Here is a 21,082-nt window from a genome sequence, read left to right on the forward strand (position 1 = left end):
AATCCACCCTCATCCATTAATCCAATGGGTGTTGCACTTCAGATTTGAATCCGCCCAGCAATTGCCGCGACGGCTCATGCTCGGGCTCAGTCGGTTGTATTTGCATCAACGATTGAATTCGTCGCTGCCAAATTGACTGCCTTGATCCGAATGGATGATCACCGAGTCTTTGGGTCACAGAAGATGCGCGGACTGCCGTAGATGCCGGCTTGAATGATTGCGTAATTCACCCGGACTGTTTTGCAAAGTACGCGGCGGCCTTTTTTGAGATGTCGCGCTCCTCGGTAGTGCGTCTCAGCTCAGCCTTGAGCTTGGCCATCTCGGCTTGCATCAACTTGAGGTCGTTGGACTGGGGTTCGTCCGCCTTCTTGAACTTGCTGACCCACGTGCACAGAACACCTTCAGCAATCCCGAATGGCCTTTATCGATGACTTGTTTGACTGCCTCGTCTTTGAACTCAGGGGCATATTTCGCTCCTTGCATTTGCATTTCTCCATTTCAGTTTTGACATCATTATTTGTCTACTGATTTGGGGGAGTGCCAATATTGGGAACTTGACCAGAGCAGATTCCGCTGAGTCATTGCATAATGTCGTCGCGTGGAAAAAATTAGAAGTAGCCTAATGATCTCAGTATTTCGGTGAGTCACAGGCAATCAGAAGGATATCAATGGCGCAATTTTTCGCCGATCAAGTGTTGAATATTCAGGTTTTACCGCAGGGGCGCGCTGGTGTCAGTTTTTTAAATTGGAAAATTGATCCACTACCGCTAGCGCATCGCCCTGGGTCTGACGCTAAAGATTTTGCAGGCTGCGGTTTATATGGAATCTGCTTCGATGATCAACTGATTTATATAGGCAGCTATTTAGGGACCAATCGAAATGGTTCTAACTTCGAAGGAGACGTCGTAAGTCAACGGTGGTGGACACACATTGGTGCCATAACATCGCGCGGACATAAATTACACATTGCTAAGTCTGCTATCAAAATATTGAGTGACACTCTAACGGAAAATCACCCCTTGGTGATTGGATTCAGGTCCAGCAATGATCCAACATTACTACACAAAGATAACGGAAATTTAGGACCGATCAAAAGGCTGCTTTTCGCAGCCACCAAAAGTCAAATCTTCTTTAATTCAAATACAGATCCGCAACAAGTATTGAGACGCTTCAGGTTCACCTACGTGCGAATCTCTCCCACATCTACCGACCTGACATCTGCAGCGATAAAAGCACATATTGAACATGCAGAGAAATCGTTGATCAAGTCCCTAGCCCCTGTATGCAACACCACGCATGTCTCAAGAGAATCAATTGCCGTTCATGTACCATGTCATGAGGTTGAACGCTTGTTGTCTGAGGCGCTTAGAACTTCGTAAATCACGTTTAATTATGTTGACGAAGCATTTAACCTACTCTGCATCACTATCGTATGGCTCGACGTTTTCTTCGATAACTTCCCCTTGTTCGTCTAGAAAGTCTATTTGAACAGGACCAGTAAAACGCACATGCTGGTCTTCGATCTCCCAATTATGGTCACCATCGTAAATCCATCCTGTACCGGCGCGACCATCACCATCTTCTCGTTCATATCTTAAGATTGCTTCGATTTCAGATTTTTCATCATTGGTGAAACCATCAGAAAAGTTTACATAAACTGAACACAAACCATCAAGTTCGCAACCCCAACCCACCTCCGGCTTGCAATGTATTCCGTGGTCACCGGTTTCAAACTTCCAAACAGGATCGTCCTCAGTCCTATAACCCAGACCCCAGCGCCAGATTTGAGTGACATCAAATCCTCTGATGGTGCCATCTGGCAGGCGCTCAAACACGTCAACAAAATACTCTACTGAATTCTTCTCCAACGGTCTAATTCGATATAGATTGTTCATTATCAGATGTCCTGTAAGAGCTGTAACGCTTTATGATTTTACATACTACTGAGTTGGGGAATGCCACTCAGAATGCATAGAAAGTGGCTGATAGGTATGAGGCTGTGATCAGTAGCTTGTCAGAGCACTTTGTAGTGAGCTAGAGCTGTATCCAGCCTCTGTCTTGCAAGTTGAAATACGCCAAATCGCCAGGCTCGTGAGATCGTGCTCAACGGCAGTGCAAGAGAACCACACGAAAAGGTGGACTCAAAGGTGAGCAAGCCACATTAGAAAAGAAAAAACCCCAAGCAGATCAACTACTTAGGGTTTGGTCTTGGCGGAAACGGAGGGATTCGAACCCTCGATGAGGCTCTACACCCCATACTCCCTTAGCAGGGGAGCACCTTCGGCCACTCGGTCACGTTTCCAGTGTATTGATTATAACTTAGGCTTGATCGAGATCGAAGGCTTTGTGCAGGGCGCGCACGGCCAATTCCATGTATTTTTCGTCGATCACGACCGAGGTCTTGATTTCAGAAGTCGAGATCATCTGGATGTTGATGCCCTCTTCACTCAGACTGCGGAACATCTTGCTGGCCACACCCACATGGCTGCGCATGCCGATGCCCACGATGGAGACTTTGCAAATTTTGGCATCGCCCAGCACTTCCGCGGCACCCAAGGCGGGCAGGACTTTTTCCTTGAGCAGGTCAAGGGTCTTGGCGAAGTCGTTGCGGTGCACCGTGAAGCTGAAGTCGGTTTTGCCGTCTTTGCTCAGGTTTTGGATGATCACGTCGACTTCGATGTTGGCATCTGCCACAGCACCCAAGATTTGGTAAGCGATGCCCGGCTTGTCGGGCACGCCCACCACAGAAATTTTGGCTTCGTCGCGGTTGAATGCGATGCCGGATACGACGGCTTGTTCCATTTGTTCGTCTTCCTCAAAAGTGATCAGGGTGCCGGATGCGGCTTCTTCGTTGATGTCGATGTCCCAAGGCGTGAAGCTCGAGAGCACGCGCATGGGCACTTTGTATTTGCCCGCAAATTCGACCGAGCGGATTTGCAGGACTTTGGAGCCAAGCGACGCCATTTCGAGCATTTCTTCAAAGCTCACGGTGTTCAAGCGGCGCGCTTCGGGCACCACGCGGGGGTCGGTGGTGTAGACACCGTCCACATCGGTGTAGATGAGGCACTCATCGGCTTTGAGCGCCGCAGCAACCGCCACGGCCGAGGTGTCTGAGCCGCCGCGGCCAAGCGTGGTGATGTTGCCGTTGTCGTCCACACCTTGAAAGCCGGTGATGATGACCACCTTGCCGGCATTCAGGTCGGCCATGACCTTTTGGTCGTCGATCGACTGGATGCGGGCTTTGGTGAAGGCGTCGTTGGTTTTGATGGCCACTTGCCAGCCGGCGTAGCTGACCGAGGGTTGGCCTTCGGATTGCAGCGCAATGGCCAACAGGGCTGAGGAGGCCTGCTCGCCGGTCGAGGCGAGCATGTCGAGTTCGCGGCTGTAAGTGGCGTCGGGCTTGGCGGGTGCCAGCTCTTTGGCCAAACCCAAGAGGCGGTTGGTCTCACCGCTCATGGCGCTGGGCACCACCACGATCTGGTGGCCAGCGCGCGCCCATTTGGCCACGCGCTTAGCGACATTGCGGATGCGCTCGGTCGAGCCCATCGAGGTGCCGCCGTATTTGTGAACGATCAAAGCCATGTGTAATGCAGAAAAAAATTGAAACCGAGTGTCTAGGCCAAAGCAGCTGAACACTGGACCCGGAAAAACCCTAGATTGTACCCACCGGCCTGACAGTTTCTTGACCCAAACCCACGCCCGATGTTTGGCCTTGGGTGGTGGTTTTGAGCGGTTCGTGCGAGCTCATGCCCTGTGCCAGGCCAGATACCCATCGGCTCGCTCGATAAAGCCCTGCCCCACTTTCAAGTGCAGCCGATGACCGCGGGTGTTGCAGGCTTCGATTTGAGCTAACAACTCGTTCAACTGCGCGGTGCTGGGCGTGGTGGCATGGTGCTGTCGCAACCAATGGCGCAGCACCAAGGCCTGGCGGGCACGGCTGAGCTGCTGTAACACCTGAATGCGTGGGGGCACACCAATCAGGGACAAGTCTTGTGTGGCCACTTCGTTCAAAACTTCTTGAGCCTGCGCTGCATGGGCTGCGCTGCGGGCAAAGGTTTCTCTGAAAGCAGGAAAGGCATCGGCCAGAGCGGGTAAGACTTGGGCCCGAACGCGGTTGCGGGTGAATTTTTGATCGCTGTTGCTGGGATCTTCGATCCAGGCTTGGCCTTGGCTGCGCAGCCATTCGCGCAATTCGGCACCTGGCACGCCAAGCCAAGGGCGATGCCAGTTCAGGCCTTGCCGATGCCAGTGGGCAGGCATACTGGCCAAACCAGGCAAGCCAGCACCACGAGACAAAGCGATGAGCAGGGTTTCAACCTGGTCGTCAGCGTGCTGTGCCAGCACCACATCGCGCACCTGGGGCCATTCGGTGTGAACGGCTTCAGACAACGACTGGTAGCGGGCTTGCCGAGCGGCGTCTTCGGGACTTTGTCCAGGGGCATTGCTCGCTTGGACACGACGAATGGCCAGTGGCACACCCAACTGCGCGCAGACCGATCGGCAATGCGATTCGAAATCATCAGCAGCCGTTTGCAAACCGTGGTGAATGTGTACCGCCCTCACCTGCCCTGGCCAGCGCCTTGAACAGGCCAAAACCATCGCCACTGAGTCGGCCCCACCACTCAGGGCAACAGCAAAAGGAAGGCCCGGACTGAAGTCAGCCAGAGTCTGCTCGAGGGGTCTTGGGAGGGATGCCGTCATGGCTGAGGCCACTGGGCTGAACCGCGTGCTTACTTGCCCGCTTTGGTGTCTGTAAAGCGGCCGTAGCTGTTGAGCCGTTCGTATCGGCGTTCCAGCAGCTCTTTGGGCTTGAGGTCCGCCAGTTGACGCCAAGCGTCACCCAATGCCCGCTTGAGAAAGGCCACCATTTGCTCGCTATCGCGGTGGGCACCGCCCACGGGTTCATTGACAATTTTGTCGACCAAGCCCAATGCCTTGAGTCGGTGCGCTGTGATGCCCAACGCGTCGGCTGCGACTTCGGCCTTTTCGCTGGTTTTCCACAAGATGGAGGCGCATCCTTCTGGGCTGATGACCGAATACACCGAGTACTGCAGCATCAGCACCTGGTCGGCCACCGAAATGGCCAGCGCACCACCCGAGCCGCCTTCGCCAATGATGGTGGTGATGATCGGGACTTCGAGCTGGGCCATCTCAAAAATATTGCGGCCAATGGCTTCGGACTGGCCGCGCTCTTCGGCGTCAATGCCGGGGTAGGCGCCCGGCGTGTCCACAAAGGTGAAGACGGGCAGTTTGAATTTTTCGGCGGTTTTCATGAGGCGCAGGGCCTTGCGGTAGCCCTCGGGCTTGCTCATCCCGAAGTTGCGCAGCGTACGCTCTTTGGTGTCACGCCCTTTTTGGTGACCCAGCACCATGCAGGCTTGGCCATTGAAGCGGGCCAAGCCGCCCACGATCGACAAATCGTCGGCAAAGTGGCGGTCGCCATGCATCTCGACAAAATCAGTGAAGATGCCGTTGATGTAGTCCAGCGTGTAAGGCCGCTCGGGGTGGCGTGAGATTTTGGTGACCTGCCAAGGGGTCAGGTCGCTGTAGATGTCTTTGGTCAGTTGCTGGCTTTTTTTGCTCAGCTGCTCGATCTCGAGGGTGATGTCCACCGCCGACTCGGTCTGCACATAACGCAATTCTTCGATCTTGGCTTCGAGTTCGGCAACGGGTTGCTCAAAGTCGAGAAATGATTTTTTGGCCAAGTGGGACTCCTCTGTTCTAAACCGGGTGGACGCTTTGTCCAGCCCTCAATACGCCACCGGAACCGGATCCAGCGAGCGCCAAATATACCAAGTCGCCACGGTCGCGTAGGGGTTCCAGGCGTGGGCCACTTCACGTGCGTCGCTGCGGCTGACGGGTTCACCCGAAAAATAGTTTCGGCTGATGCCGTTGATCAGGCCCACATCGTCGAGCGGCAGCACGTTGGGTCGCAACAAATGAAAGATCAGGAACATCTCGGCTGTCCAGCGGCCAATGCCCCGAATGGCGACCAACTCATCGATGATGGCCTCGTCGTCCATGTCTTGCCAAGCCTTGACGTGCAAAGTGCCTGAACTGAAGTGCACAGCCAGATCGACCAAGTACTCCACCTTGCGCACCGACAAACCTGCAGCGCGCATGTCGTCCACTTTGAGTTTGAGCACCGCAGAAGGCGTGAGGCGCTTGCTCAACAAGGAAAAGCGGTCCCACACCGTTTGGGCGGCCTTGACTGAAATTTGTTGGCCTACGATGGAACGGGCCAAGGTCACAAAGGCATCGCCCCGTGTCTCCAGAATGGCGTTGCCAAACTGGGGGATCAGCTTTTTCATGACCCGGTCTTTTTTGGCCAAGTGTGCACAGGCCTCGGCCCAATAAGCGGGCGTCACGGGCGTGACTGCGAGCGTTGCTGCCCTCACTGAGCCGCCTCCCAGGTGGTGCCAGAAGCAGCGTCTTTGAGCACGATGCCTTGGGCCAGCAAATCGTTGCGAATGCGGTCGGCCTCGGCAAAATTTTTGGCTTTTTTGGCGTCTGCTCGGGCTTGGATTTGTGCCTGAATGGCCGACTCTCCCAAGCTTGCGCCCGCTTGAAGGTAGTCCGTGGGGTCGGTCTGCAGCAAACCCAACAAGCCTCCCAAACTTTTGAGCAAGCCCGAGCGCTCGGCCGAGCCACTGCGGTTGGCCTCGCTGGCCAATTCAAACAACACAGCGACCGCTTCGGGCGTGCCAAAGTCTTCGTCCATGGCAGATTTGAAACGGGCTGCCATAGGGTCAGCCCAGTCGATCTTCACCTTGGCGGGCGGCACGGCTTGCAACGCGGTGTACAGGCGCTTCAAGGCGCCCTTGGCATCGTTCAGGTGCACATCGCTGTAATTGAGCGAACTGCGGTAATGGCTGCGCACGATGAAAAAGCGCACCGTCTCTGCGTCGAACTCTTTGAGCACATCGCGGATGGTGAAGAAGTTGCCCAAGCTCTTGGACATCTTTTCGTTGTCCACATTGATGAAACCGTTGTGCATCCAAAAACGCGCCAAAGGCTGGCCATTGGCCCCTTCACTTTGGGCGATTTCGTTTTCATGGTGCGGAAACTGCAAATCAGCCCCGCCGCCGTGGATGTCAAAAGTCTGGCCCAGCAGCTCGCAGGCCATGGCCGAGCACTCGATGTGCCAGCCGGGACGGCCCGTGCCAAAGGGGCTGGGCCATTTGACGTCTTCGGGTTCGGTGGGCTTGGCACTTTTCCAAAGCACAAAGTCCAGCGGGTCTTGCTTGTCCGTCTCCACGGCCACACGCTCACCGGCATTCAATTCGTCCAACGACTTGCCAGACAACTTGCCGTAGCCCGCAAACTTGCGCACCGAATAGTTCACATCACCATTGCCAGCGCGGTAAGCCAGGCCTTTTTGCTCCAGGCTGCCGATCATGCTGAGCATCTGGGGCACGTAATCGGTGGCGCGGGGCTCATGTTGGGGGCGCTCAATGCCCAGGGCATCGGCGTCCTGATGCAAGGCGTCAATCATGCGGTCGGTCAAGTGGCGGATGGTTTCGCCGTTTTCCAGGGCGCGTTTGATGATCTTGTCGTCGATGTCGGTCACGTTGCGCACATACGTGACCTGGTAACCACTGGCTTTGAGCCAGCGCTGCACCACGTCAAAGGCGATCATCGAGCGGGCATGGCCCAAATGGCACAGGTCATAGACCGTCATGCCGCATACGTACATGCGCACATGACCCGGATCGGCCGGTGAAAAATCGGAGACAGCACGGCTGAGCGTGTTGAAAATGCGCAAACTCATGAATGAAAATTGAAATGGCGGTCAAAAATCCGCAAAGGTCAAAGACCGTCCGAACAGGCGTCTGTGGCAAGAGCGCCAAGCGCCCCATGAAGCCAACCCATTGGGGGCTGACCAGGGTCTTGGCACCCCAAGAAGAGAACGTGCTCCGCTACAATGGCCGCTCAGTATATCCCCGTACCTTGGCGTTGGAAGGTCTATTTGGGTCAGGTTTTGCCATCTTGACATCGGGGAACACACCCACCATTTTTTCGGGCTCGCATGCGAAATTGGCTGACTTTGATGGCTTATTGCACCCTCTTGACTTTGAGCAGCGGTGCCAAAGCGGACATCTACACAGAAGTCAATGCCTTGGTTCAAAGCGGTCAGTGGCAGCCTGCGCAAGCACTGGCAGAGTCCCGCCTCAAAACCACCCCCACCGACCCTCAGATGCGGCTTTTGCTCAGCCACATCCAAACCGGACAGGGGAAAACCGAGGCCGCCATGGACACCTTGCGGGCTTTGACCCTGTCTTTTCCTGAGCTGCCCGAGCCCCACAACAACCTGGCAGCCTTGCTGGCACGCGCCAACCGCCATGAAGAGGCCTTGTTGTCATTGCAAGCGGCCGTCCGGGCCCGTCCGGATTACGCTTTGGCGCTCGAAAACTTGGGCGACCTGTACTTGGCCTTGGCCACCCGCGCTTACGGACAAGCCCTGAATTTGACCCCTGACCTGAAACGCTTGCAAAACAAACAAGCGAACATCCAACAGGTTCTGAAAGCGCCCTGAATTCGCCTTCTCCATCTTGTCTGATTTCCCCTACATGCCATGACCACACGTTTGAAACTTTCCCGCCGCTTGACCTGCGTCCTGCTCTCCGTGGGATGGCTCGCGCCCCTTTCCTCTTGGGCGCAAACCCCTGCCCCCACGAGCAAAGTGCGCATCAGCACCTCCATGGGTGACATCGAAGCCGAGTTGTATGCCGACAAGGCACCCAAAACCGTGGCCAATTTTGTGCAGTACGTGAACGACAAACACTACGATGGCACGATTTTCCACCGCGTGATCCCTGGCTTCATGGTCCAAGGTGGCGGCTACGACGGGCAATACAGAGAAAAGAAAACCCGTGCGCCCGTGGCGCACGAAGGTCGCCAAGCCCTGGCCGCTGGCCTGAAAAACACCACGGGGACACTGGCCATGGCCCGCACCAACGACCCGCAATCGGCCACGGCACAGTTTTTCATCAACGTGGTGGACAACGCGTTTTTGGACCCCAGTTTCCAAAGCTTCGGCTATACCGTTTTTGGCAAAGTCACCTCCGGCATGGAGGTGCTCCAAAAAATCCGCAACACGCCCACGGGCGCAGGCGGCCCCTTCCCGACCGATGTGCCTCGCACACCAGTCGTCATTCAAACCATCACTTTGTTGAAGTAACACCATGAGCAACCCACAAGTCGAACTGCACATCACCGGCTACGGCGTCATCACCCTCGAACTGGACGCTGAAAAAGCCCCCAAGTCGACCGAAAACTTTCTGGCCTATGTGAACAAGGGTCACTACAACAACACAATCTTTCACCGCGTGATCCCTGGCTTCATGGTCCAAGGCGGCGGCTTTGAACCGGGCATGGGCCAAAAGCCCACCGATGCCACCATCGAAAACGAAGCCAATAACGGCCTGAAAAACGACAAGTACACCGTGGCCATGGCCCGCACCTCGGCCCCGCACTCGGCCACGGCCCAGTTCTTCATCAATGTGGCCAAAAACGACTTCTTGAACCACACTGCGCCGTCCATGCAGGGCTGGGGTTATGCCGTGTTTGGCAAAGTGGTCAAGGGCAGCGAAGTGGTCGACCAGATCGAGGGGGTGAAAACCGGCAATCGCGGCGGCCACGGTGACGTGCCCAAAGAAGACGTCGTGATCGAAAAAGCCATCGCCCTTTGATGCTTTGAGTCATGTCTGACCCGCGCACTACCGCGCCGACCTTCGGCAAGCTGATCGCGCCACAGGCATGGCAAACCGTGGACTTGATCTCGGACCTGCATTTGCAGGCATCCGAGACCGCCACTTTTGAGGCATGGCAGACCTACATGGCCCAAACCCCGGCGGACGCAGTGCTGATTTTGGGTGACTTGTTTGAAGTTTGGGTGGGTGACGATGCCGTTGCCCAGGACCCTTTTTTGGCCGCATGTGCCGAGGTTTTGCGTCAAGCGGCACAAAAACGGCACGTAGCCTTCATGCCAGGCAACCGCGATTTTCTGGTTGGACAAGATTTTTTATCTGGCTGTGGCATTCATCCAATGAGCGATCCCAGTGTGCTCGAATTCGGAGTCGGGCAGATTTTATTGAGCCATGGCGACGCCTTGTGCCTGGGCGATTCGGATTACCAAGTTTTTCGTGCTCAAGTGCGAGATCAAGCTTGGCAGCATGAATTTTTGAGCAAACCGCTGAATGAACGCATGGACTTGGCCCGAGGCATGCGCGCCATGAGCGAGTCGCAAAAACAACGCAACAAGGTGCTTGCCGATGCTGACCCGGCTATGGCATTGGCTTGGGTGACCTGGGCATCGGCCGACTGTCTGGTGCATGGCCACACCCACCAGCCCGCCGACCACCCCCTGGGCAAAGGACAGCGACACGTGCTGAGCGATTGGTCACTGGACCATTAGCCGCTTCGAGCTCAGGTCCTTCGGCTTGAAAAATCAGGCGGCTTGCGCCGCCTGAACATCAAGAACGCAGCAGGTTTTTGAGCGCGTTTTGCAAACGACGCGCTGTCGTCTCTTCGTGAGGCCCTGACAAGACCTGCGCCACATCCTGGGCCCAGGTTTCTGTGGGCCCGGGCTGGTTGCGCTGGGTCAGCAACTGCAGCTGCAGTGCACGACGCGCATTCAATTGATCGGCAGGTGTTGGCACTTCGGCGGCCATTTCGAGGCGCAACAAGGCTGTGTCAGCAGGTGCCTTGGCTTCGCCGCCAAGCGCTTGCACCCAAGCTTGACGAGTAGGTGCTGCAACCGCTTTGCCCAATTCTTGCGAAGTCGGCAAGGCATCGGCCTGACGCAACTGCCAAGCCGACATCAAACGGGTCAGGGTTTCGCCATGTGCTTGTGCAGCCAGTTTGCGCAGCGACATTTCGGCGCGCTCCATGGCCTCGCGTTGGGCGCGAAAGGCTGCATCGCCCAAACGTGGGCCGCGTTCTTCGCGGAAATCACCACGTGGCGCACGGTCTGCAAAACGGTCGCCGCCGCGGCCCGGGCCGCGGTCAGCGCCTGGTCGCGCACCGCGCTCACCAGAGCGTGCGTCGCGTCGACCGTCACGGCCCGCTGGCGCTTCTGTGCGCTTTTGTCCGGGTCGGTCATCGCCACGAACGGCAACCACGGGTTTGGCTGGCTTGCCCACAGCAGCGGGTGCTGGCCTGTGTTCGCTGCCTGCGTCCGTGACGGATGGGGCAGAGCCCTCTTGTGCTTCTTCGACAGGTGCCACATTGGAAGCAGCCTCGGAGGCCGACTCTTGGGCTGTGTCTGCTACCGGCTCTGCGGCAGCCGCCGGCACCAATGGAGCATTGACAGGGGCGGGCTGCACAGCTTTGGATTGCATGGCCTGTCCGCGCAAAGCCGCATCCAAAGCGGCCATGGCCGAGCGAATCTTAGCCACATCTCCACTGGCGTTGGCGGCGTCGAGGGCTTTGGAAGCCTCGATGACCGCACGGTCATGGTCGCTCATGGGACCTGCAGCATGGGGTCGGTCTGTGCCTTTGCGTTGAAAAGCTTCGTCCAAGGGGGCGCGGAAAACTTCCCAGAGTTTTTGTTCTGTTTTGCGGTCCAAGGGCACCGACTGCGCCTCCATCTGCCAGCGCTGCTGCAGGGCTTTGACGGCGTCCAACCGCAAAGCCGGGGCTGCTCCCAGCTCTTGGGCTTCTTGAATCAGGGCTTGGCGTCGGTCAATGCTGGCCTTTTGTGCAGCCTCAAGGCGCGCGGTGGCAGCTTTGAAAATGCCTTTCCATTGGCCCTGCATTTCGCCAAAGGCTTTCTCGCTCAGATGACCCGCATTGCGCCAGCGATCAGCGAATTGGTGCAGCGCTCGCAACTGGGCACGCCAATCGTCACTCTCGGCTTGGGACACAGTCCAAGCCTTGACTTCATCCATCAGGGCGATGCGCTGGGCACGTTGATCGGCCGAGTCTTTTTTCATTTGCTCCAGCCATGCCAACACCGCTTTGTAGGCCTCGTTGCAAGCGGCATCAAAGCGCTTCCACAACGCATGGTTGGGCAAACCCCCCTGGTCAATTTGCTTCCACCCGTCACGCAACTGACGCAACTTGTCTTGCAACTTGCGTCCACCCAATGCTGGAGCTTTGTGCTCGTCCAGCAAAGCTTCGGCTTGCGTGACCAATTCAAGGCGCACTTGATCGGCTAACCAGCGTTGCCAACCCTCGGCATCGCCTGCGGCCTTGAGGGCCTTGTGCAAACGCTCGTCCAAACTGGTGTCCAGATTTTTACCGTGCGTTTTGAGCGCGTTGCGTAAAGCGGCGCAAGCCTCGGACAGCGGCGTGCCTTGGTTTTCGGTGAGTTGTTTTTCCAGGCTTTCCAGCGTTTGGGTGACGGTTTTTGTCGCGAGCTCCCGCAAGGCTTGGCGCTGCGCTGGGTCGATTTTTGGTTTGGCTGGTTTGTCGGATTTGTCCGTTTTTTCAGCACCGGGCAAGCCAGCGGTGGCCAAGGCGGCTGCAGGGGCGGTGACCACTTCGCCGCGCTGCCGGCGAATCTCGTCGGCCCACACAGGTACCGGTGGCAAAGCCGCACTGGCGTCGGACAAAGCCAAATTGGCCAAGGCCAGGGCAGCAGAAAAACCATCCCAAACCGCTTGCATTTGTTTGCCCGCTGCATCCAGTTGGTTGGGGTATTTGAGGTCGACACTCGGCCAGACGGCGTTGGCAGTCAGGGCTTGCGCCTGAGATTGCCACTGAGCCACATCGTTTTGCAAACCGGTGTGGCCATGTTGGGCCTCAGCGATCGGTTTGGTCGACAAAACTTCAATCCGTTGGGCCAACAAGACCGCCGATTCGCGTTGCACCATGACTTGGTGTTGCAGGTCCTCAACGCCTTTGACCACGTCGACCAACTTGACCTTCAGACTGGCCAAAGGCTCGCGCGAAAGGGGTGCGCCCGCCTTGGCGGCGTCGCGTTGCCAAGCCAATGCATCGGCCATGTTGAGGCGTGGGGCTGACAAAATCAGCGTCGCTTTTTGCGCCCAATCGCTGGCCAGTGCCTCTTGACCGTGGCTGCGCTTGATTTCATCAATCTTTTCTTTGAGCTGTTTGGCCACGCCTTTGTCCTTGGATGACAACTCGCGATAAACCTCATGCAACGAGGCTTCACTGGGCCCTGTCTGAAGCCATTCGCGCAAGCGGGCGCTGCGATCGCCCGATGTGGCGGCTTGAAAGATCCCAGCGGTCAGCGGGTCCAGGTTGACAGGGTCAAGGGGCTTGGAGGGAGTGGTCACGGTAGAAGCTTTAAAACACAGGGCATGCCGGGCTGGCATCACGCTCGGCCAGAACGAGCACAAGTACGCCCTCATCCAGCCAGACACAAAGCGGGTATTTTCGCTGTTATTTGGACCCCGCTGTGTGCTGAACCACTTTCCGTTGCAATCTCTGGTGTTTATCGGCGGTTTTCCCACTTGATATATCAAATTAAATCTCAATATTTAATTTGATATAAAGCAATCGGCATTTTTATCCCCTAGAATCTTGCATCCTACAAAGCTAGGGATAACCCGATAAGGCTGCCGACCAGGCGGCTTGGACCCAAGTGATCAGCACTTGTGGCCACTGACCCATCCACCCACTTGGACTGACAACGCCATGCGCGTCGCCAGTCCTTGGCATGAGAGGAACATCGTGACCGACAAACTGAAAAGCAACATATTGAGCCAGCGCTTCAATTGGGGCCTCTTGAAACTCACTCGCCACAGCTTGGCACTGCTCGGCTTGGTGAGTCTGGCCAGCGTGCTGTTTTTGGCCAGTCAACCCGCATGGCGGCTCAGCGCCAGCCTCAACTTGCTCAGCTGGCTGGACTCGCGACAAGACGGCGCATCAGATATTTCCACCACCTCGCACGCTGACCCCCTTGTGCCTTCCATGGTCGCCGCTGGCCAATGGGCTTTGAGTGAAGAACAAGAGGCCGTCACACGTTGGTTGAGTCGCAGGTACAAACTGTCTCCAGAGCCATTGGGAGGATTGGTCTCCGAAGCCTGGGCTTTGGGCGATCGCATCCAGGTGTCGCCAACCTTGTTGTTGGCCGTCATGGCCATTGAATCTCGGTTCAACCCTTTTGCCTCTGGCACCCAAGGCGGTATGGGTCTTATGCAAATCGAACCGCAAGCCCAACACCTGGCCTTGTTGCCTTTTGGAGGACCCTTAGCGGCCTTCGACCCTATGACCAACCTGCGCGTGGGTGCTCAACACCTGCAAACACTCATTGCACAAAGTTCATCCGTGGAAGCAGCCTTGCTCTTGTACGCAGCGGCCTCAGGCCAACGCAATGGCGCCGAATACACCCACCGGGTGCTGGCTGAGCAAAAGCTGCTCGAAAACATGGCGGGCACTTCCAAAAGCATCGAAGTGGCCCAAAACGGCCGCCTTCAGACGCGTCCCGCCCTCAACTGAGGGGTCTGTCTGGGCTACACTCCCCGGGTGCGCGACTGGCGATAGGAGCCTGTTTTGAATCCAAAACAGACCACTCTGACGTGGAGCGTGGCGGCCATTTTGGTCCACCCCAGAACCACTGGGAAGCGCACAGCCTGCCCGGACTGCATCTAGCCCGAGCAAGGTTTCAAGCCGTTCGCCTGGGCAGCCCTTGTCGGTCACCCTCACAGGTCACCTGCCAAGGTTCCATCATTCGAAGGACTGCCATGTACCACCGCAACACACTCATTGAACAAACCGATCCCGAGCTTTACGCCGCCATCCAAGCTGAGAACGCCCGCCAAGAGCACCACATCGAGCTGATCGCCAGCGAGAACTACGCCTCGCCCGCCGTCATGGCTGCGCAGGGCAGCCAACTCACCAACAAATACGCCGAAGGCTACCCCGGCAAGCGCTACTACGGTGGCTGCGAATTCGTCGACGTGGCCGAGCAACTGGCCATTGACCGCATCAAACAAATCTTCGGTGCTGAGGCCGCCAACGTGCAGCCGCATTGCGGCGCCTCGGCCAATGAGGCCGTGTTTCTGGCTTTCTTGAAACCCGGTGACACCATCATGGGCATGAGCCTGGCCGAAGGCGGCCACCTGACCCACGGCATGCCGCTGAACATGTCGGGCAAGTGGTTCAACGTGGTTTCCTATGGTTTGGACGCCAACGAAGCCATCGACTACGAGGCTATGGAAGCCAAGGCCCGCGAAACCAAGCCCAAGCTGATCATTGCTGGTGCCTCGGCTTATTCGCTGCACATCGACTGGGCCCGCTTTGCCAAAGTGGCCAAAGAAGTCGGCGCGATCTTTTTGGTGGACATGGCCCACTACGCAGGCCTGATTGCCGCAGGCGTCTACCCCAACCCCGTGCCCCACGCCGACGTGGTCACATCGACCACCCACAAGAGCCTGCGCGGTCCACGCGGCGGCATCATCTTGATGAAGGCCGAGCACGAAAAAGCCATCAACAGCGCCATCTTCCCCGGCCTGCAAGGCGGCCCGCTGATGCACGTCATCGCGGCCAAAGCCGTGGCTTTCAAAGAAGCCATGGCCCCGGAGTTCAAAGCCTACCAAGCCCAAGTCATCAAAAATGCGCAAATCATTGCTGAGACCTTGACTCAGCGCGGCCTGCGCATCGTGAGTGGCGGCACCCAAAGCCACGTCATGTTGGTTGATTTGCGCTCCAAAGGCATCACCGGCAAAGTGGCCGAAGCCGCTTTGGGCGCAGCGCACATGACGATCAACAAGAACGCCATCCCGAACGACCCAGAAAAGCCCTTTGTGACCAGCGGCGTGCGCATCGGCACACCGGCCATGACCACCCGTGGTTTCAAGGACGAAGAAGCCCGCGCCACAGCCCACCTGATCGCCGATGTGCTGGACAACCCACACGATGAAGCCAATATCGCGGCCGTGCGCGCCAAGGTGCACGCCTTGACCAGCCGCTTCCCGGTTTACGGCTGATCGGCCCAAACGATGAAATGCCCTTTTTGTGGTCACCTCGAAACCCAAGTGGTCGAGACACGTTTGGCCGAGGACGGGGATTTCATCCGGCGCAGGCGCCAGTGTGGTGCCTGTGAAAAGCGCTTCACCACTTACGAAAAGCCGGAAGTCAGCTTTCCGGCCATCGTCAAAAAAGACGGCCGGCGCATAGACTACCAACGCGACAAGTTATTGGCCAGCCTGCGCTTGGCCTTGCGCAAGCGGCCAGTGAGCATTGAACAGGTGGACGGGGCGATTGAGCGCATCGAGGAAAAGCTCCTCAATCTGGGCATCCGCGAGGTGGCGTCGCACCGCATTGGCGAGTTGGTCATGCGCGAACTGAAAAAACTCGACAAAGTGGCCTATGTGCGCTTTGCCAGCGTGTACCGCAACTTTGAAGACATCGACGCATTCAAGACGCTGGTCGATGAGGTACAACGCTGATCCGCACTTGGCACTCAAGAACAAAGTTGTACGGTGTAGGCCTCGATCCGAGGCCTGCCCAGCGCATTGACCACCACTTGCCAGCCCGCGCTTGAACCCGGCCTGCAAAAGCGCCAAGTCCCAGCCATGAAAGCACCGCTGGCACTGGCACTGCGACCTTCTGCGTTGTAGGAAAAATAGGTTTTCACCGTGTTGCTCACCCCCACCTGAATGGCAACTGGCACCGCAGATCTGGCCTCGATCAGCACTTCCCCCGAATCCCGCAGGCCATTGTGGTTGGTATCGGCAAACACCAACCAGCCTTGCTGCCAGCGACCCAGCGTGTCGCATTGTGCATCCAAGCCTTGAGCGCAAATGCTCACACGCTGCTGTCTTCGCAAAGCCTCCGAACGGGCCAAAACCAAGCTGTTCAAAAAAGCCTCACCTTGTCCTTGCAACTGCTGACGTGTCCGCAGCCCCGACATGGCAGGAGCGGCCAAGCCCACCAAAATGCCCAGCAAAGCCATCGCTACCAAGGCCTCCAGCAGAGTAAAGCCATGCAGCTGAGCTTTGCCATGGGGCGGGGCTGGATCAAGGATTGGAATCGGCATCTTCAGGCAGCAGGTTCTAGAGGGCATTGGCTTGAAACTGTACAAGATGAATACAAAAAGCCACAATTAAATCAACTCAAGAGGTGCTCACCCCATGCAGCGGTTCAACGCCACGCCCCCGAAACTGGGCTTTGTCCCCCAAGCACTGCGCTTTCAAGAGGCCGGCAGCCGAGGCTGGACCTTGACCGAAATGCTGGTTTGTCTGGCGCTGCTGGGCATACTGGCCGGGATGGCCCTGCCCGCTTACCAAGAGCAACAGCGGCAGGCCCGCCGCAGCGATGGTCAAGCGGCTTTGTTGCAGCTGCAAACTGACCAAGCCCGTTGGCGCAGCATGCACGACAGCCACGCCCCAACCCTGACGGCCTTGGGTTGGCCGAGTGAGCTCTCCCCCCTGGGGCATTACCGTGTCCGCCTGATTGAAAGCACAGAGGACGCCTACACCGCACAGGCCATTGCTTTAGGTGCTCAAGCCGCAGACCAAACCTGCACCCCCTTGCAGTTGCGCTGGCAAGGCAGTGCCCATGTGGTGCTGGGCGCAGGCGCATCGCCCGACAGCGATGTGGCGCGCTGCTGGCGACGTTAGCGCCATGGCCAAAATCCTTGAAAAAGGGGAAACCTTGATGGGCCTGATGGTGGGCTTGTCGGTGGGCTTGGTCGTGCTGGCCGGTGGCAGCAGTCTGCTGACCCACCATTTGCGCGGGCACCGGATGGCCTGGCAAGACAGCCATCTGAACCATGAATTGCGGGTCGCCGCAGATTGGATGGGGCGCGAGCTGCGCAAAGCCCAGTACACAGCCAAGGCATGGGAAACCCGCTCCCCCACGCTCTGCAATGACACTTTTTGCGATGGCTTCGAAGACTTCAGCATCGAAGGCGATTGGATTGATTTCAGCCTCGACCGAAATCACAACGGGGAGCAAGACAACGACGAATGCATGGGTTTTCGCCTCTCGGGTACCACATTGCAAGCCAAAAGATCTTGCAACGCCAGCGGTGATTGGCAGGCCATCACACACAGCAAAAGCGTGCACATCACCGATCTGGCCTGGCAACTGCAATGCGACCAGCACCAAGGCTGGCTGCGTCGCAGCGTTCAGATGACCCTCAAAGCCCAGTGGCCCAACGATGGGTCTCGGCACATCACTTTGTCCAAGACGGTGCACTTGCGAAACGACATACCGGGCAGCCAACAAGCGCTGTTTTGCCCATGACCGCACGCCCCTCGCATCCGAGACAAAACGGCGCTGTCACTTTGATGGTCGCCGTTGGCTTGGTGATGTTGGCCAGTCTGACCAGTTTGTACAGCGCCCGCACAGTGCTGTTTGACCAACTCGCCAGCCAAAACCACGCCCGCGCCGCGCAAGCGCGCTTGGCCGCAGGCATGGTTCTGGCCCAAGCTCAAAGCACAGTCGCAATCACGCCTTTGCCGGACTTGTTGGCAATTCAAGCGCCCTGCCCCTCAGGCGTATCGGGTTTGGGCTGGCAATGCAGCGACATGGGTGCCGCGCAGCATCCGGACATGCCGAGGGTTCAAGGGCAGGCCACCGCCGTGCGCGATTTGCTGATGTCGCCCCATGTCATCACCCTGCATGCCAGGGCCAGCCACAGCGGGCAAGGCAGCCAAGCCCACATGCGCGAGAGCCTTTTTGTGCCCGCCGTGGCACCCGCCCCCAGCTTGGCCAGCCCTGCAGCGGTGGTCACCCAAGGCTGCATCAGTGAAGCGCTGGGCGCGCTGCTGCGGATCTGTCCCTTGGTGAGCCGTGGTGAAAGCTGCAGCGGTTCAGCCAAAGCCCCGGTGGTTCAAACCCATTTTGTGGTGGACACCAATGGCAATGGCCTCATCTCCACAACCGAAAGAAACGCCTGCTTGGCTCTGAGCACGGTCAGCATGCCCGGCGGGGGCACCCGCAGCGCTCCCAGCACGGCCGGGACGCGCAGCCCCTGTCAGCGCAAAGCTTGGGCCAGTGTGTTGGGTTCAATTGAAGACGCGCAGTTAAAAGCTTGGTCCCAGGCTCAGGAGCGCAACGGCCTCACCGCGCAAACCTCGCCTCCTCGCTCGATTTATTGGATCGACAGCCCTGCGGACTGGCACACCCATGTGGGCACCCCTGAGGTTCCGGCTTTGTTGGTTTTTTCAGCCCTGGCCTGCGCCCAGCGGTGTCCACGCATCGGTGCAGGGGTGCGCATCATGGGAAGCGTGTTGCTGGACTCGGGCTGCAACGACGAGAAAATGCGCGGTTGGGAAGGCGGTCGCATAGAAGGCCAACTGGTGGTCGAATCGGGCATACCCGAATGGCGCTCGGGCACCGTTGTGGCCACCCCACAAGGCCGAGACGCCTATATTTTGAATTGGCCCGTGGGCATCGATGCCCGCCGAGTTCAACGCATCAACGGCAGCTGGAGCGAGGGTACGCCATGAAACCCCCATGGAATGCAAAGCGGCCTGCACGCCAACATGGCATGGCTTTGGTCGAGGCACTCATCGCCTCGGCCGTCTTGGCCATCGGCTTGATGGGTGCCGCCCAACTCGCGCTCAAATCACAGCAAACGGCCACCGAAAACCGACAAAACACCGTGGGACAGATGCTCGCACTCGAGGCCATGGATTGTCTGCAGGCCCAGGCACATACCCCAAGCACCACGTGTTCGGCGCAGCAAAGCATCGTGGTGCAGGGCACCCGCTACATCCGGCAAGCACAGACTTCGCCACAAGCGCAGTCCACAGACCTGCTGGTGCAAGTGTCTTGGCCCAACAGACGGGAGGGTGGCCCATCAACAGATAGACTGAACGCCTCCTCAAGCGCCAACTCAAACGCCCATTCGGCCCCACAGATCACCTGGCGCAGCAGCGTGAGCACCTTGCCCTCTTGGGTTGGCGTATCCTCACCCTGATGACACTGCGCTGAAGCGTTTTTCCAGATTTTTGAGCCCCATGACTGTGCCCTCAACCCCAAGTCCCATTCATCCCAGCCAGCCCATGCAGCAGGCGCTGGCTTTGGCCGCCCAAGCCATGTGGCTGACCTCGCCTAATCCGCGCGTAGGCTGCGTGATCACCGCCCCTGACGGCACTGTATTGGGCCAAGGCCACACGCAGCGCGCTGGCGGGCCCCACGCCGAAATCATGGCCCTGCGAAATGCGGCAGAGCACGGGCACAGCGTGGAAGGCGCCACCGCTTGGGTCACGCTGGAGCCCTGCGCCCACCAAGGACGCACAGGGCCCTGTTGCGATGCCCTGGCCGCCGCCGGCATTGCCCGCGTGGTCATGGCCCTGCGTGACCCCAACCCGCTTGTAGCGGGTCAGGGCATGGCACGATTGGCTGCAGCTGGGGTACAGACCGAACTGCTCGATCCGCACAGCGAGGCTGCTGAGCAAGCCCGCGGGTTGAACATCGGCTTTTTCAGCCGCATGGAACGGCAATCGCCCTGGGTGCGCATGAAAGTGGCCACCTCGCTGGATGGCCAAACCGCTTTGCAAAATGGCCAAAGCCAATGGATCACGGGCCCAGAAGCCCGCGCCGATGGCCACGCTTGGCGTGCGCGTGCATGCGCTGTGCTCACGGGCATTGGCACCGTGCTTGAAGACGACCCGCTGCTCAATGTGCGCGGCTTGGATGTACCGCGCCAACCCCATCTGGTGGTGATCGACAGCAGGTTGGACATGCCCCTGAACGCCAAGCTGCTGGACACCCAAGGCTCGGGCGATCAGGCTCGCCAGATTTGGATTTACACCGCCATCGATCCCCACAAACCTCTGCAAGCAGAAAAAAGCGCAGCCCTGAACGCACGCGGTGCCGAGGTGATCCACCTGCCCAGCCCCAGCGGCAAGGTCGATCTCGCCGCCATGCTGCGCGACTTGGCTCGGCGCGAGATCAACGAACTGCACGTCGAAGCGGGATACAAACTCAACGGCTCCTTCATCCGCGAAGGACTGGTGGACGAGTACTTGGTGTACTTGGCCCCCCAGTTGCTCGGTCCGGGCCAAGGCCTGGCCCATCTGCCCGCCCTGACAGCGCTGAGCGACTCGGTGAAACTGGCGTTCCACGCCGTCGACCGGATCGGGCCAGATGTGCGCTTGCTGATGCGCAAAGCCTGAAAGACCTGAGCGAGACAGCCTGCAAGGGGCCCTTACCG

At 57.9% G+C, this 21,082-nt stretch carries 21 protein-coding genes, 1 tRNA gene and 1 pseudogene; 13 read left to right on the top strand and 10 right to left on the bottom strand.

Annotated elements, in window-relative coordinates; all coding sequences use genetic code 11:
- Nucleotides 1–209: 209 nt before the first annotated feature.
- Nucleotides 210–325: pseudogene (locus ABWQ00_RS16325) on the bottom strand (IS3 family transposase); the annotation flags it as partial.
- Between the two features lie 343 nt (nucleotides 326–668).
- Here ABWQ00_RS16325 and ABWQ00_RS06640 point away from each other — a divergent pair.
- Nucleotides 669–1,379 carry a hypothetical protein gene (locus tag ABWQ00_RS06640; RefSeq protein WP_353237889.1) on the top strand — a complete coding sequence of 237 codons (711 nt, stop codon included), beginning with the start codon at nucleotides 669–671 and terminating at the stop codon, nucleotides 1,377–1,379.
- Between the two features lie 33 nt (nucleotides 1,380–1,412).
- Here ABWQ00_RS06640 and ABWQ00_RS06645 read toward each other — a convergent pair whose 3' ends face one another.
- The 7 genes from ABWQ00_RS06645 to cysS form a co-directional block, all read right to left on the bottom strand.
- Nucleotides 1,413–1,895, bottom strand: a complete 483-nt coding sequence (locus tag ABWQ00_RS06645) for a hypothetical protein (RefSeq protein WP_353237890.1) — start codon at nucleotides 1,893–1,895, stop codon at nucleotides 1,413–1,415.
- A 314-nt stretch (nucleotides 1,896–2,209) separates the two neighbouring features.
- Nucleotides 2,210–2,302 (bottom strand) — tRNA-Ser (locus tag ABWQ00_RS06650).
- Between the two features lie 17 nt (nucleotides 2,303–2,319).
- Nucleotides 2,320–3,582: an aspartate kinase gene (locus tag ABWQ00_RS06655; RefSeq protein WP_353237891.1), complete on the bottom strand. Its 1,263-nt coding sequence runs from the start codon at nucleotides 3,580–3,582 to the stop codon at nucleotides 2,320–2,322.
- Nucleotides 3,583–3,744: 162 nt separating this feature from the next.
- Entirely contained in the window at nucleotides 3,745–4,701 is a 957-nt protein-coding gene (gene tilS, locus ABWQ00_RS06660) for a tRNA lysidine(34) synthetase TilS (RefSeq protein ID WP_353237892.1), read from the bottom strand.
- A gap of 29 nt (nucleotides 4,702–4,730) precedes the next feature.
- Nucleotides 4,731–5,705 (bottom strand): acetyl-CoA carboxylase carboxyltransferase subunit alpha, encoded by a 975-nt coding sequence (locus ABWQ00_RS06665; RefSeq protein WP_353237893.1) that lies wholly within the window; start codon nucleotides 5,703–5,705, stop codon nucleotides 4,731–4,733.
- Nucleotides 5,706–5,750: 45 nt separating this feature from the next.
- Nucleotides 5,751–6,398 carry a DNA-3-methyladenine glycosylase family protein gene (locus tag ABWQ00_RS06670; protein ID WP_502908090.1) on the bottom strand — a complete coding sequence of 216 codons (648 nt, stop codon included), beginning with the start codon at nucleotides 6,396–6,398 and terminating at the stop codon, nucleotides 5,751–5,753.
- Complete coding sequence (gene cysS, locus ABWQ00_RS06675) at nucleotides 6,395–7,771, bottom strand: cysteine--tRNA ligase (RefSeq protein ID WP_353237894.1); 1,377 nt, start codon at nucleotides 7,769–7,771, stop codon at nucleotides 6,395–6,397. The genes ABWQ00_RS06670 and cysS overlap by 4 nt, the downstream gene beginning before the upstream one ends.
- A gap of 258 nt (nucleotides 7,772–8,029) precedes the next feature.
- Here cysS and ABWQ00_RS06680 point away from each other — a divergent pair, with 258 nt between their 5' ends.
- The 4 genes from ABWQ00_RS06680 to ABWQ00_RS06695 are packed head-to-tail and all read left to right on the top strand — an operon-like array spanning nucleotide 8,030 to nucleotide 10,417.
- Nucleotides 8,030–8,536: a tetratricopeptide repeat protein gene (locus ABWQ00_RS06680; protein ID WP_353237895.1), complete on the top strand. Its 507-nt coding sequence runs from the start codon at nucleotides 8,030–8,032 to the stop codon at nucleotides 8,534–8,536.
- A gap of 39 nt (nucleotides 8,537–8,575) precedes the next feature.
- Nucleotides 8,576–9,181, top strand: a complete 606-nt coding sequence (locus ABWQ00_RS06685) for a peptidylprolyl isomerase (protein ID WP_353237896.1) — start codon at nucleotides 8,576–8,578, stop codon at nucleotides 9,179–9,181.
- 4 nt (nucleotides 9,182–9,185) lie between these two features.
- A complete protein-coding gene (locus ABWQ00_RS06690) occupies nucleotides 9,186–9,692 on the top strand; it encodes a peptidylprolyl isomerase (RefSeq protein WP_353237897.1) in 507 nt (168 codons plus the stop codon).
- A gap of 11 nt (nucleotides 9,693–9,703) precedes the next feature.
- Nucleotides 9,704–10,417, top strand: coding sequence for a UDP-2,3-diacylglucosamine diphosphatase (locus ABWQ00_RS06695; RefSeq protein WP_353237898.1), 714 nt, complete (start codon nucleotides 9,704–9,706; stop codon nucleotides 10,415–10,417).
- Between the two features lie 58 nt (nucleotides 10,418–10,475).
- On the opposite strand, the gene ABWQ00_RS06700 is transcribed toward ABWQ00_RS06695, so the two are convergent.
- A complete protein-coding gene (locus ABWQ00_RS06700; RefSeq protein WP_502908091.1) occupies nucleotides 10,476–13,283 on the bottom strand; it encodes a DUF349 domain-containing protein in 2,808 nt (935 codons plus the stop codon).
- 358 nt (nucleotides 13,284–13,641) lie between these two features.
- On the opposite strand from ABWQ00_RS06700, the gene ABWQ00_RS06705 reads away from it, so the two are divergent.
- The 3 genes from ABWQ00_RS06705 to nrdR all read left to right on the top strand — a co-directional run bounded on the left by ABWQ00_RS06705 (nucleotide 13,642) and on the right by nrdR (nucleotide 16,361).
- Nucleotides 13,642–14,409 carry a transglycosylase SLT domain-containing protein gene (locus ABWQ00_RS06705; RefSeq protein ID WP_353237900.1) on the top strand — a complete coding sequence of 256 codons (768 nt, stop codon included), beginning with the start codon at nucleotides 13,642–13,644 and terminating at the stop codon, nucleotides 14,407–14,409.
- A gap of 245 nt (nucleotides 14,410–14,654) precedes the next feature.
- A complete protein-coding gene (gene glyA, locus ABWQ00_RS06710) occupies nucleotides 14,655–15,899 on the top strand; it encodes a serine hydroxymethyltransferase (protein ID WP_353237901.1) in 1,245 nt (414 codons plus the stop codon).
- 12 nt (nucleotides 15,900–15,911) lie between these two features.
- Nucleotides 15,912–16,361, top strand: coding sequence for a transcriptional regulator NrdR (nrdR, locus tag ABWQ00_RS06715; protein WP_019428054.1), 450 nt, complete (start codon nucleotides 15,912–15,914; stop codon nucleotides 16,359–16,361).
- Between the two features lie 14 nt (nucleotides 16,362–16,375).
- Here the strand turns inward: nrdR and ABWQ00_RS06720 are convergent, their stop codons facing one another.
- Nucleotides 16,376–16,951 (bottom strand): GspH/FimT family pseudopilin, encoded by a 576-nt coding sequence (locus ABWQ00_RS06720; RefSeq protein WP_353237902.1) that lies wholly within the window; start codon nucleotides 16,949–16,951, stop codon nucleotides 16,376–16,378.
- A 94-nt stretch (nucleotides 16,952–17,045) separates the two neighbouring features.
- Here ABWQ00_RS06720 and ABWQ00_RS06725 point away from each other — a divergent pair, with 94 nt between their 5' ends.
- The 5 genes from ABWQ00_RS06725 to ribD are packed head-to-tail and all read left to right on the top strand — an operon-like array spanning nucleotide 17,046 to nucleotide 21,044.
- Nucleotides 17,046–17,534 carry a type IV pilin protein gene (locus ABWQ00_RS06725; RefSeq protein ID WP_353237903.1) on the top strand — a complete coding sequence of 163 codons (489 nt, stop codon included), beginning with the start codon at nucleotides 17,046–17,048 and terminating at the stop codon, nucleotides 17,532–17,534.
- A gap of 4 nt (nucleotides 17,535–17,538) precedes the next feature.
- Nucleotides 17,539–18,162, top strand: a complete 624-nt coding sequence (locus ABWQ00_RS06730; RefSeq protein WP_353237904.1) for a PulJ/GspJ family protein — start codon at nucleotides 17,539–17,541, stop codon at nucleotides 18,160–18,162.
- A complete protein-coding gene (locus tag ABWQ00_RS06735) occupies nucleotides 18,159–19,370 on the top strand; it encodes a hypothetical protein (protein WP_353237905.1) in 1,212 nt (403 codons plus the stop codon). The genes ABWQ00_RS06730 and ABWQ00_RS06735 overlap by 4 nt, the downstream gene beginning before the upstream one ends.
- A complete protein-coding gene (locus ABWQ00_RS06740; protein ID WP_353237906.1) occupies nucleotides 19,367–19,843 on the top strand; it encodes a type IV pilus modification PilV family protein in 477 nt (158 codons plus the stop codon). The genes ABWQ00_RS06735 and ABWQ00_RS06740 overlap by 4 nt, the downstream gene beginning before the upstream one ends.
- A 40-nt stretch (nucleotides 19,844–19,883) precedes the next feature.
- Complete coding sequence (gene ribD / locus ABWQ00_RS06745) at nucleotides 19,884–21,044, top strand: bifunctional diaminohydroxyphosphoribosylaminopyrimidine deaminase/5-amino-6-(5-phosphoribosylamino)uracil reductase RibD (RefSeq protein ID WP_353237907.1); 1,161 nt, start codon at nucleotides 19,884–19,886, stop codon at nucleotides 21,042–21,044.
- Nucleotides 21,045–21,082 lie beyond the last annotated feature (38 nt).

This window comes from Limnohabitans sp. (genome assembly GCF_040400975.1).
Classification (GTDB): domain Bacteria; phylum Pseudomonadota; class Gammaproteobacteria; order Burkholderiales; family Burkholderiaceae_C; genus Limnohabitans_A.